At 64.4% G+C, this 11470-nt stretch carries 9 protein-coding genes and 4 pseudogenes; 10 read left to right on the plus strand and 3 right to left on the minus strand.

What is annotated here, in order from left to right:
• Positions 1 to 53 precede the first annotated feature (53 nt).
• Positions 54 to 410, minus strand: coding sequence for a transposase (locus PW843_10490; GenBank protein MDE1147034.1), 357 nt, complete (start codon positions 408 to 410; stop codon positions 54 to 56).
• A gap of 625 nt (positions 411 to 1035) precedes the next feature.
• On the opposite strand from PW843_10490, the pseudogene PW843_10495 reads away from it, so the two are divergent.
• From PW843_10495 to PW843_10505, 3 genes and pseudogenes are all read left to right on the plus strand, one after another.
• Positions 1036 to 1413, plus strand: a pseudogene (locus PW843_10495) (transposase).
• A gap of 115 nt (positions 1414 to 1528) precedes the next feature.
• Complete coding sequence (istA, locus tag PW843_10500) at positions 1529 to 3028, plus strand: IS21 family transposase (protein MDE1147035.1); 1500 nt, start codon at positions 1529 to 1531, stop codon at positions 3026 to 3028.
• Positions 3028 to 3348 (plus strand): annotated as a pseudogene (locus PW843_10505) (ATP-binding protein). The gene istA and the pseudogene PW843_10505 overlap by 1 nt, the downstream one beginning before the upstream one ends.
• Positions 3349 to 3379: 31 nt before the next feature.
• On the opposite strand, the gene PW843_10510 reads toward PW843_10505, so the two are convergent.
• Together PW843_10510 and PW843_10515 are read right to left on the minus strand one after the other, a co-directional pair.
• Positions 3380 to 5428 carry a recombinase family protein gene (locus PW843_10510; protein MDE1147036.1) on the minus strand — a complete coding sequence of 683 codons (2049 nt, stop codon included), beginning with the start codon at positions 5426 to 5428 and terminating at the stop codon, positions 3380 to 3382.
• Positions 5409 to 5570: a hypothetical protein gene (locus PW843_10515; protein ID MDE1147037.1), complete on the minus strand. Its 162-nt coding sequence runs from the start codon at positions 5568 to 5570 to the stop codon at positions 5409 to 5411. The genes PW843_10510 and PW843_10515 overlap by 20 nt, the downstream gene beginning before the upstream one ends.
• A 318-nt stretch (positions 5571 to 5888) precedes the next feature.
• Here PW843_10515 and PW843_10520 point away from each other — a divergent pair.
• From PW843_10520 to PW843_10550, 7 genes and pseudogenes are all read left to right on the plus strand, one after another.
• Positions 5889 to 6299: pseudogene (locus tag PW843_10520) on the plus strand (ATP-binding protein).
• 221 nt (positions 6300 to 6520) lie between these two features.
• Positions 6521 to 7348, plus strand: a pseudogene (locus tag PW843_10525) (IS256 family transposase).
• A 461-nt stretch (positions 7349 to 7809) separates the two neighbouring features.
• Positions 7810 to 9030 carry a group II intron reverse transcriptase/maturase gene (gene ltrA, locus PW843_10530; protein ID MDE1147038.1) on the plus strand — a complete coding sequence of 407 codons (1221 nt, stop codon included), beginning with the start codon at positions 7810 to 7812 and terminating at the stop codon, positions 9028 to 9030.
• A gap of 91 nt (positions 9031 to 9121) precedes the next feature.
• Positions 9122 to 10321 (plus strand): IS256 family transposase, encoded by a 1200-nt coding sequence (locus PW843_10535; protein ID MDE1147039.1) that lies wholly within the window; start codon positions 9122 to 9124, stop codon positions 10319 to 10321.
• Positions 10322 to 10351: 30 nt separating this feature from the next.
• Positions 10352 to 10651, plus strand: coding sequence for a hypothetical protein (locus tag PW843_10540; protein ID MDE1147040.1), 300 nt, complete (start codon positions 10352 to 10354; stop codon positions 10649 to 10651).
• Between the two features lie 132 nt (positions 10652 to 10783).
• Complete coding sequence (locus tag PW843_10545; protein MDE1147041.1) at positions 10784 to 11185, plus strand: hypothetical protein; 402 nt, start codon at positions 10784 to 10786, stop codon at positions 11183 to 11185.
• Complete coding sequence (locus tag PW843_10550) at positions 11182 to 11466, plus strand: hypothetical protein (GenBank protein MDE1147042.1); 285 nt, start codon at positions 11182 to 11184, stop codon at positions 11464 to 11466. The genes PW843_10545 and PW843_10550 overlap by 4 nt, the downstream gene beginning before the upstream one ends.
• Positions 11467 to 11470: the final 4 nt, after the last annotated feature.

Raw genomic sequence — 11470 nt, forward strand, 5'->3', positions numbered from 1 at the left:
ACATCGCCGACACCGCAAGGGCCTATGCTATTTTCCAAACAGCCTCTTAATGCCTATTTTCGCTCCCACCTTCGAGTTTCAGGAGGCGCCAATCGTCTCAGCAACACGCGGATGAACGCCAAACGGATCATAGTGACGCTGTTGCGGACATGTCGTTCCACGTCTTCGGTCAGCCGGCGGTAGTCGCGTATCCACGCAAAGGTGCGCTCGACCACCCACCGCTTGGCATCAGGGACAAAGCGCTTCACTGCCGCCGTCAGATTTTGGCCGATCACCATAGCGGCGCCCACGGTCTTTTCGACCCAGGTGGCCAGTGGTTTTCCGGCATAGCCTTTGTCGGCAAAGATGGCCTTCACCTTGCCCTTGATATCGCCCCCAGGCCATTTGGCCACCAAGCGCTTCAGCACCATCTTGGCGCCGCGTGTGTCATGAAAATTTGGCGGGTGTCACCGCCACATCCAATAGCAGACCGGTCGTGTCGGTTCGCGCCCATCCTGCGCTGCCAGCGATTTTACAGGGCACAGGCTAAGAGAGTCGATTGATGCGCGCGCTAACATACCTTCGACAGAGCACGGAAGGCTATGTTGCCACGGGAAACACAACCCATATTTGGTTGCTTGTCCGATGGGCCGCTGGGCCCGACATTGGCGGTTCGGGGGATGCGAGATGGCTGATACCGTCACCGTAGATCATCGTTGGCTCAGGGACGATGCGATGGCCTCGCTGCTGAGCGAGGCCATGTGCGACTTCGCGTTGTTGGACCAAACACCCGATCCACAGAAAGCACGGGCTTTGGTGGCCGGACTCTGTCTCGTCCGGATGAGTGACACTTTTCGGTTCGCGTTCGAGAAGAGTTTGGACGCCCTTCGGCATCAGTCCAGGGTCACGTCCCACCGCGTGGTGTAGGAGCGCCTCCGCCGTGTCAGGCGTGGAGGCCGGCGTAGCCGGCTGGAAGGCCTGACACGGCGGGCGGTCATCGCGGTTCTTCGGTAAAGTTTGGTCACCACAACAAAACCCCAACCGAGGGTGACCACGATGACCGACCCGATGATGGCGCTGCGCGTGATGCTTGAAAAGGGCGCAGACGCCGATGTGCTGAGACAGATGATCGGCTTTGCCGCCGAACGGCTGATGGAACTGGAGGTTCAGGAGTTGACCGGTGCCGGCCACGGCGAACGGTCGGCCGACCGCCTGGTTCAGCGCAATGGCTACCGTGACCGCGACTGGCATACCCGCGCCGGCACGGTGGAGCTACACATTCCCAAACTGCGCAAGGGCAGCTACTTCCCAGGATTTCTGGAGCCCCGTCGCATGGCGGAGAAGGCGCTGACCGCCGTGATCCAGGAAGCCTATATCCAGGGCGTCTCCACCCGCGCCGTGGACGACCTGGTTCAGGCCATGGGCATGACCGGCATGTGAATCGGCGTGGAATAAGGACCCCGTATGAGGGGTGATCGGCGTCCAATCGGGACCCCTTTTGCGCGGGTCCATACTGGCTCCCATGGCAATGGCGGGAGCCTTGATTGGGATGCTGATAGTGGAGACGATCGCGAAGATCCGGCGCGCCTACTTTGTTCAGCAGAAGCCGATCAAGGCGATCTGCCGTGAACTGGGTTTGTCGCGGAAGGTAGTCCGCAAGGTGCTTCGTTCGGAGGCGACGGAGTTCCGGTACGAGCGAACGGCGCAGCCCCAGCCGAAGATCGGCCCGTGGCGGGAGCGGCTGGACGCGCTGCTGTTGGCCAACGAGACCAAGGCGGCGCGTGAGCGGCTGACGCTGGTGCGGATTTACGAGGAACTGCGGGGTGCCGGGTACGACGGCAGCTATGACGCCGTGCGGCGCTACGCCCGTTCCTGGCAGAAGGCGCGGGGGGCGTCGCAGGCGGCGGCCTACGTGCCGTTGAGCTTCGCGCCGGGGGAGGCCTACCAGTTCGACTGGAGCCACGAGGTGGTGCTGATCGGCGGGGTGACGGTCACGGTGAAGGTGGCGCATGTCCGGCTGTGCCACAGCCGGATGCTGTTCGCGCGCGCATATCCGCGCGAGACGCAGGAGATGGTGTTCGACGCCCACGACCGGGCGTTCGCCTTCTTCAAGGGCACGTGCACGCGCGGGATCTACGACAACATGAAGACGGCGGTGGAGACGATCTTCGTGGGCAAGGAGCGAGCCTACAACCGGCGCTTCCAGCAGATGTGCAGCCATTACCTGGTGGAGCCGGTGGCCTGCACCCCGGCGGCGGGATGGGAGAAGGGCCAGGTTGAGAACCAGGTGGGCCTGGTGCGGGAACGGTTCTTCACGCCGCGCCTGCGGGTGGCGAGCTACGAGGAACTGAACGGCTGGCTGCTGGACCAGTGCGTCGCCTACGCCAGGGCGCACCGGCATCCCGAGCAGCGGGACCGCACCGTCTGGGAGATGTTCGAGGCGGAGCGACCCAGCCTGGTGGGCTACGTGGGGCGGTTCGATGGCTTCCACGCCACCCCGGCGTCGGTGTCCAAGACCTGCCTGGTGCGGTTCGACCACAACAAGTACTCGGTGGCGGCCAAGGCGGTGGGGCGCCCGGTGGAGGTGCGGGCCTATGCCGACCGGATCGAACTGCGCCAGGACGGCCAGGTGGTGGGGACGCACGCGCGTTGCTTCGGCCGCGACCGCACCGTCTACGATCCCTGGCACTATGTGCCGGTGCTGGCGCGCAAGCCGGGGGCCCTGCGCAACGGCGCGCCCTTCAAGGATTGGGTGCTGCCCACGGCGCTGGACCGGGTGCGGCGCAAGCTGGCGGGCAGCGACGATGGCGACCGGCAGATGGTCGACATCCTGACGGCGGTGCTGAGCGACGGCCTCCCGGCGGTGGAGGCGGCCTGTGCCGAGGCGCTGCGCGAGAACGTCCATTCCGCCGCCGTCATCCTCAACATCTTGGCCCGGCGGCGGGAAGCGGCGGCGCCGGCGCCCATTCAAACGCCCGAGACGCTGCGGTTGCACCAAGCCCCCATGGCCGATTGCGCCCGGTACGACACCTTGGGGAGGGTACAGTGATGGAGCGCCCGGAAATCCTGGCCGCCATGGCCGAGCTGAAGCTCTACGGCATGAAGGCGGCGTATGACGAGATCATCACCACGGCCGTCAAGCGCCAGCACGAACCCCAGCGCATCGTCGGCGACCTGCTGGGTGCAGAGATCAGCGAGAAGCAGGCTCGTTCCATCCGCTACCAGATCACCCTGGCCAAGCTGCCCCTGGCCAAGGACGTCGATGACTTCGCGTTCGAGGGCACACCCATCAACCAGACCCTGGTCCGTGACCTGGCGGGCGGCGACTTCCTGGCCCATCAGCGTAACGTCGTCCTGGTCGGCGGAACCGCTCTCGCGTCATGATGCCCACCTCGCTACGTTATTGGAAATCAAAGGTCTTCTGATCCGGATTTTTTGTTACCGGACGGTAAGCCGGATTGAGCCCGGATAGCTGGGCTTCAGGAATCGCCCAAGGCGCTCCCTTACACGCCTGGTTTGCCTGGATGGCACCACCGGCGATCAGACGCAACACCGTCATCTTGCTGACCTGTAGGCGTGTGGCCGCTTCCTCCAAGGTCAGTTCCCCTCGTTCAGCGATCTCGCCCTCCCTGTAGACGGCTATGCCATGGGCGCTGCGGAAGCTGCGCACCCGCGCTTCGGTCCAACTATTACCCTTGCCGGTACGTTTACCGGCCCGGTTCAGGATCGCGGCGATACCCCCGTCCGGCTGCTGCCGTGCCAGGGTCCGAATGAGGTCACCGGTGTCGGCGTCGGTTCGCCAACGGTGTTTGCCGGTTTGGTTCTTCGGCACGGTCAGACTGGTGTGATCGCCTCCCTGCCAGTGAATGGTGAGGTGGATCGTGTCGGCGGCGACCCTCGCGACAATCTCGATGATGACCGTGCGCAGGATACGCTTGCGCGTCTCCGCCGTCGCGCCAGCATGATGCCAGAGCGTATGGATGTCGGCGCCCAGCGCCATCAGGCGGGCACGGTCCTGGGCCTTGAAACTGGCCCGTGGGTTGGCGTCAAACGCCCCTATGCGTTCCTCCAGCCGGTGGACCTCTACCAGCCGGTCATTCCACCGACGCTCAAGCTCGGCCGCCACGAGACGGTTGCCGGGATCAACCGCATCATACTGGCGGCGTGCCAACTCGGCCTCATAGCGGGCCTGGGTCAAAGCGAGTTCCGTCTGTCGGCGCGCCTCGGACCCCTCGGCCTCGCGGGCTTCGATCGCCTGCAAGGCCGCCTCGATGCCCAATGGGGCCAGAAACCTGAGGACCTCTGTCGCAACGGCACCATCGACCCGCAAGCCGCCAAACGAGATGCAGCGTTCGCTTCCATGATTGATGTGTGCGCCACGGCAGTTGTAACGCACACAATAGCCGCCCGTGCCGCTGTAGGAGACGTGCAGTCGTCGACCACAGTGCCCGCAGCGCAGCAGCCCAGCCAACAGCGCGTCACCGCGGCGCACCGAACCGCGGGCCATAAGCCCTTTGCCGTTGGCGTTATCGGCGATCAGTGCCTGGTTCCTTCCGAACTCCGCCCACGAGATGTAGCCCTCGTGATGCTCGGGGATCAACACCTCCCATTCCGACTGGGCGCGACGGAAGCCGCGCACGACATGTTTGCGCCCATCCCGCACGCTGACCCGGCTGCCGGTCCGACCAAACACGTAGGCGCCGCCATAGACGGGATTGGTCAGCAGATGGTGGATGGTGTTGTAGACAGGCAGCTTCCACGCGATGCGGGGGCCGTCGGCGGTCTGTTCGACAGCCGGTAGCCTGATCTGCTCCTGACGAAGCCAGAGGTGGACCTGCCGGATACTCTGGAACTCGGCGAACTTGCGAAACACCAAGGCGAGCGCCTCGCGCACCCGTTGGTCCGGATTCAGGGCGATCCGGTCATGGCGGGTTTTGACGTAGCCGACCGCCACGGTCAAAAACAGCTCGCCCCGGCGGGCCTTCTGCCGCAGAGCTTCCAGCGATCGCTGGCGCAGGATGGAAAGCTCCATCTCGCTCATGGTGCCCTTCATGCCCAAGACGAGACGGTCGTTCGGAAGCCGCGCGTCGTAGACCCCGTCCTCGTCCGCCAGCAGGCAGTCAACGAGGCCGCAGAACTCCAACAGCGTGTGCCAGTCCCGGCCGTTGCGGGCGAGCCGCGACGCTTCGATCGCCAGGACAATGCCGACCCGCCCTTCGCAGATCGCCCCCAGCAGCCGCTCGAACCCGGGACGCGCGATGCCACCACCTGATCGCCCGAGGTCATCGTCAATCACCACCACATCCGTCCAACCGAGTTGGCGGGCACGATCCGCCAGTCCGTATTGGCGCCGTCGGCTCTCATGGTTGTGCAGGAGCTGGTCGGCACTGGATTGACGGACGTAGATGTAGGCGCGACGGGCCAGGTGGTCAGGGGTGATCTTGTTCATCGTTCCCCTCCAGCGTCACGGCCTCGCTCGCCAGGACTTCCAGCAAAAGTTGTTCCAGAAGCGGCAAGACTCGGCGCGCAACCTCCTGCGGAAGAGCTGCCAGTGGCCGGGTCGCCGTGAACAGATCCGTCTGCACCATCATTCCGCGATGCCTCATGCCGCCCTCCGTTGCGTCGTTCACACAGCAACGATAGGGCCGCGTCAGCGGTCAGACGCAGAGCCTGCAATACCTCCATGGGAAAGCGGGGAGCGTCACGGATGGCGGCGTCACGGGCTGCAGGGGCGGTCATCCATTCCGGCACATGGGTCAGCGTGCCGTCCGGTTGCTCGACCACCAGCATGACGCTACCGCCAAGGCAATGGCGCCGGATGATGCCTACGCGTTCACCGCATCGCGGATGAAACGGATAATGGATCGTCGCGTCCTGCCCCTGATATCGGGCAGTATGCCGCTGCCTCGACCGGCACCGGCAAGAGCCACCTCGCCATCGCCATCGCGCGTGCCTGCATCCGGGGCGGCAGGCGCGGCCGCTTCTTCAACGTCGTCGACCTGGTCAACAAGCTGGAGGCCGAGAGCCGCCTGGGGCGCCAGGGGCGGCTGGCCGACCACCTCAGTCGCCTGGACTTCATCATCCTGGACGAACTGGGCTACTTGCCGTTCCCCCAGGCGGGCGGCCAACTCCTGTTCCACCTCATCAGCCGCCTCTATGAACAGACCTCGGTCATCGTCACCACCAACCTCGCCTTCGGCGAATGGCCGTCCGTCTTCGGCGACGCCAAGATGACCACCGCCCTGCTCGACCGCCTGACCCATCACTGCGAGATCGTCGAGACCGGCAACGAGAGCTGGCGCTTCAAAAACCGCGCCTGACAGCCCTCCCATCACCACCCCCGCCCCGGACCCCACCCCCGCGGGTTACCCCGGTGGGCACACAGGCACCTCCCGTCCCCTCCGCTCCGCGCATCGCCGGAGGCGCTGCGCTCCGGGGACAGGGCCCTCCTATGCGCTACCGGGACAACCCGATTGCCAGCACATCACTGGGGTCCCTATTGGGCGCCGATACGGGGTCCCGTTACGCTGCCGATTGACAGACCGGCATCTCAAAGAGCCAGGTCAGCCGCCTGTGCGAGGAGATCGACGGCCGGGTGAAGACTTTCCTGGAACGGCCGCTGGAAGGCGACTGGCCCTACCTCTGGATCGACGCCACCTACGTGAAGGTTCGCCAGAACGGCCGGATCGTCTCGGTGGCCGTCACTATCGCAGTGGCGGTCAACACCAATGGCCGCCGGGAGATCCTGGGTATGGACATCGGCACCTCGGAGGCCGAAACCTTCTGGGTGGAGTTCCTGCGCAAGCTCAAGCGCCGTGGCCTGGGCGGCGTCAAGCTGGTCGTCTCCGACGCCCACGAGGGCATCAAGGCCGCTGTGGCCAGGGTGTTCCGCGCCACCTGGCAGCGTTGTCGAGTGCACTTTATGCGCAACGCCCTGGCCCATGCCGGCAAGCAGGGCCGGCGTGTCGTGGCCGCCTTTATCGGCACCGCCTTCGCCCAGGAGGACGCCACCGCCGCCCGAACCCAGTGGCGTCAGGTCGCCGATCAGCTTCGCCCCAAGGTCGGCAAGCTGGCCGCCCTGATGGACGAGGCCGAGGACGACGTCCTGGCCTTCATGTCCTTCCCCGCCGCCCACAGGGCCAAGCTGCACAGCACCAACCCCATCGAACGCCTCAACGGCGAGATCAAGCGCCGTACCGAGGTCGTCGGCATCTTCCCGAACGAGGACGCCATCACCCGCCTGGTGGGTGCCGTCCTCATGGAGATCAACGATGAATGGGCAGTTCAGCGCGGTCGCTACATGACCCTGGAAACCATCGCCGCCGTCGGCGATGATCCAACCATCATGCTGCCCACTGTCGCCGCATGATCGTCCCGGCCAAACGCGCCGGAGACCAAAATGACCGGGCGCTTCTTACACCACGACCTGGGAGTACGTCATGGAAAGCTGATGATCGCCTGTGGGTGAAAGTCCCACTTGGCCAAAGCCGTAGCGGGCAGGCCAATACCGAGTCTTGCGGGCGTCGCGGTGACGCGGGGTCTGAAGTGTAGACAGGGGTCATACGGGGTGCGGGATTGAGCCTCGAAAGGTGGAAGATCGCGGAGGCCGAGCTGGTTCCCTAACAGCAAAGGCAGCATGTGCATCGTTGCTATGCGAGACGATGTCGCTCCGCCGGGGTCGAAGGCCGGGTCACGTATGAAAAGCAATCATCGGAACATGAGAGGCCCGACCGGGGCCGCCGGAATGGTCTCCGGCGGGGGGCGAACGCAAGGCACTGCCGGAGCGATCGTCCGAGCTGAGGTCGGGAGTCGGACCGGTTCATAGTACCAATGACGCCGTCGAAGGAAACGAGACGCGCCGAGGGAAGGGGCCGGCCCGAAGGGAACCCAGGCGCGGAGGCTGGGGCCCGGACACAGAGCCGGATCGCCTATCCGCCAAACCTCGCCCGGGTGAACGCGGCGGCTCGTCGAGCCGTCCATACCCAGTTCACCGCACTGCTTCACCATGTCGATCTGGCCGCCCTCCAAAGGGCGTTCCATCGACAGCGGCGGCAGGCCAGTGCGGGAGTCGACGGAATGACGGTGGCCGCGTACGAGCAAGAGCTGGAGGCCAGCCTCCTGGACCTGCACGCACGCATCCACTCCGGTCGCTATCGGCCTCAACCGGTGCGGCGGGTGTTCATCCCGAAAGCCGATGGAGGGCAAAGGCCTCTCGGTGTGCCAACCCTGGAGGACAAGGTCGTCCAGGGGGCTGTCGCCGAATTGCTCAGCGCCATCTATGAGGTCGACTTCCTCGGATTCTCTTACGGCTTCCGGCCGGGACGGAACCCACACAAGGCTCTCGATGCGCTTCACACGGCGCTGATGAGCCAACGCGTGAACTGGGTGCTCGATGCCGACATTCGCAGCTTCTTCGACTCCGTTGACCACGGATGGTTGCTGCGCATGCTGGCGCACAGGATCGCCGATCCCCGCATTCTGCAGCTCATCGAGCTGTGGCTGGGCGCCGGTGTCCTGGAGAGCGGCGAATGGCGCGAGACCGACAGGGGAACGCCGCAGGGAGCGGGCATCAGCCCGCTCCTCGCCAACATCTTCCTGCACTACGTCCTCGACCTCTGGGTCCATCAATGGCGGCGGCGCCATGCACGCGGCCGGGTAGTCGTCGTGCGGTACGCCGACGACTTCGTGATGGGTTTTGAATCGGCGGCAGACGCGCAGGAGATGCTTGCTGCGTTGAAGCAGAGACTGGCCGACTTCGGCCTGTCGCTGCACGACGATAAGACGCGGCTGATCGAGTTCGGGCGCCTACCGGCCCTGGCCCGACGGCAACGTGGCGAGCGGCATCCGGAAACCTTCGCCTTCCTCGGGTTCGTCCACTACTGCGGGTGGACCAGGGACGGCCGGTTCATCGTGAAGCACAAGACGCAGAGCAAGCGCCTGACGCGCAAGCTGAAGGCGTTACGCGAGGAGGCCTGGCGGCTGATGCACGGTCACGTCCCACTGCGTGGTGTAGGAGCGCCTCCGCCGTGTCAGGCGTGGAGGCCGGCATAGCCGGCTGGAAGGCCTGACACGGCGGGCGGTCATCGCGGTTCTTCGGTAGAGTTTGGTCACCACAACACATCCCCAACCGAGGGTGACCACGATGACCGACCCGATGATGGCGCTGCGCGTGATGCTTGAAAAGGGCGCAGACGCCGATGTCCTGAGACAGATGATCGGCTTTGCCGCCGAGCGACTGATGGAACTGGAGGTTCAGGAGTTGACCGGTGCCGGCCACGGCGAACGGTCGGCCGACCGCCTGGTTCAGCGCAATGGCTACCGTGACCGCGATTGGCATACCCGCGCCGGCACGGTGGAACTGCACATCCCCAAGCTGCGCAAGGGCAGCTACTTCCCAGGCTTCCTGGAGCCCCGCCGCATGGCGGAGAAAGCGCTGACCGCCGTGATCCAGGAGGCCTACATCCAGGGCGTCTCCACCCGCGCGGTGGACGACCTGGTCCAGGCCATGGGCATGACCGGCATCTCCAAGAGCCAGGTCAGCCGGCTGTGCGAGGAGATCGACGGCCGGGTTAAGACCTTCCTGGAACGGCCGCTGGAAGGCGACTGGCCCTACCTGTGGATCGACGCCACCTATGTGAAGGTCCGCCAGAACGGCCGCATCGTCTCCGTGGCCGTCACCATCGCCGTGGCGGTCAATACCAACGGTCGGCGAGAGATCCTGGGCATGGACATCGGCACCTCGGAAGCCGAGACCTTCTGGGTAGAGTTCCTGCGCAAGCTCAAACGCCGCGGCCTGGGTGGCGTCAAGCTGGTCGTCTCCGATGCCCACGAGGGCATCAAGGCCGCTGTCGCCCGCGTATTCCGTGCCACCTGGCAGCGTTGCCGTGTCCACTTTATGCGCAACGCCTTGGCCCACGCCGGCAAGCAAGGCCGCCGTGTGGTGGCTGCCTTCATCGGCACCGCCTTTGCCCAGGATGACGCCACCGCCGCCCGGACCCAGTGGCGCCAGGTCGCCGATCAACTCCGACCCAAGGTCGGCAAGCTCGCCGCCCTGATGGACGAGGCCGAGGAGGACGTCCTGGCCTTCATGTCCTTCCCCGCCGCCCACAGGGCAAAGCTGCACAGCACCAACCCCATCGAACGCCTCAACGGCGAGATCAAGCGCCGTACCGAGGTCGTCGGTATCTTCCCGAACGAGGACGCCATCACCCGCCTGGTGGGTGCCGTCCTCATGGAGATCAACGATGAATGGGCAGTTCAGCGCGGTCGCTACATGACCCTGGAAACCATCGCCGCCGTCGGCGATGATCCAACCATCATGCTGCCCACTGTCGCCGCATGATCGTCCCGGCCAAACGCGCCGGAGACCAAAATGACCGGGCGCTTCTTACACCACGACCTGGGACACGATCTGATGCACGCCCCGCTGGCCTTGCAGCATCGTTGGTACGCCAGCGTGCTGCTGGGTCACTACGGCTACTACGGTCGACCGCACAACTACCGCGCGCTCAACGGATTCCGTCAGCAGGTTCGCCGAATCTGGTTCTGCTGCCTTCGAAGGCGCAGCCAAAAGAGCCGGCGTATGGGCTGGGAAGACTTTGAGGCTCTGACGGCACGCTTCACCCTGCCGCTTCCTCGGATCACACGCCCATGGATGGCGCGTCATGCATGATGCGGGTTACCTTCGGGAAGAGCCGGGTGCGGGAAAGTCGCACGCCCGGATCTGTGAGGGCGAAAGCCAAATGGCTGAGCTACTCGACCACGATCTCAGTCCAGCTGCGGGCCTTTCTATTCCTGGATGATCATGACGAAATTCCAGGTGACGGAAAATCCGGACGAATATCCATTCGCTCTCACCGACCGCGAATTCGATTATTACGCCACCAAGAATTTCGGCGGCAAGATCCCGGATGTCCAAGGCATCTATAAGCCGCCCAGTTTCTACACCGCTCTCGCACAGGATGTTGGGGTCATTATCATGGGCACCGCCGTGGGAGTTTTCCTGCCGGCATTGATTCCTGAGGCTGCCGGTGCGGCCGCGCTTGGCGCCCCCGCTTTCGCCACTGCGGCCTCAAGGGCCGTGGTTTCGTCAGCCATTACCAGCGCGGCTGGTCACTTGCTGCCTGGGAACGCTTGGGACGCGGCACGGCAGGGACGGCTTTGGCCACGATACTGCACTGAATTCAGCCGGAGGCTATTGCGATGATTATCCAGCCATTCCGTACCTGGGTGGCGCGCTATGGTCGGTGGTGGATAACGACTGGAATTATACTCGCCGTGCTAAGTTTTTTCGCCAGACGCTATGAGCAATCCGTCGTGGGATTTCTGATCGCGGCCACCGGTGTGTGGGGTCTGCTGCTGGAAGCCGACCTGCCTGGCAAGACCAAATTTTTCCAGCGCCCTTACCTGACCTTTCTTCTGTGGTTCGCAATTGGTGCCGCAGTCTATTTCTCTTTTCTCTACATGATCTTATTGCCGGACCACTGACGCA

This window comes from Azospirillaceae bacterium, from assembly GCA_028283825.1.
Lineage (GTDB): Bacteria > Pseudomonadota > Alphaproteobacteria > Azospirillales > Azospirillaceae > Nitrospirillum.

What these genes read in the sequence shown, in the direction of transcription:
- PW843_10545 (MDE1147041.1), top strand. Translation starts at nt 10,784, where the DNA reads ATGACGAAATTCCAGGTGACGGAAAATCCGGACGAATATCCATTCGCT.
- PW843_10550 (MDE1147042.1), top strand. Translation starts at nt 11,182, where the DNA reads ATGATTATCCAGCCATTCCGTACCTGGGTGGCGCGCTATGGTCGGTGG.
- istA (MDE1147035.1), top strand. Translation starts at nt 1,529, where the DNA reads ATGCTGATAGTGGAGACGATCGCGAAGATCCGGCGCGCCTACTTTGTT.
- PW843_10540 (MDE1147040.1), top strand. Translation starts at nt 10,352, where the DNA reads ATGACCGGGCGCTTCTTACACCACGACCTGGGACACGATCTGATGCAC.
- PW843_10510 (MDE1147036.1), bottom strand. Translation starts at nt 5,428, where the DNA reads ATGAACAAGATCACCCCTGACCACCTGGCCCGTCGCGCCTACATCTAC.
- PW843_10490 (MDE1147034.1), bottom strand. Translation starts at nt 410, where the DNA reads ATGGTGCTGAAGCGCTTGGTGGCCAAATGGCCTGGGGGCGATATCAAG.
- ltrA (MDE1147038.1), top strand. Translation starts at nt 7,810, where the DNA reads ATGACGCCGTCGAAGGAAACGAGACGCGCCGAGGGAAGGGGCCGGCCC.
- PW843_10535 (MDE1147039.1), top strand. Translation starts at nt 9,122, where the DNA reads ATGACCGACCCGATGATGGCGCTGCGCGTGATGCTTGAAAAGGGCGCA.
- PW843_10515 (MDE1147037.1), bottom strand. Translation starts at nt 5,570, where the DNA reads ATGATGGTGCAGACGGATCTGTTCACGGCGACCCGGCCACTGGCAGCT.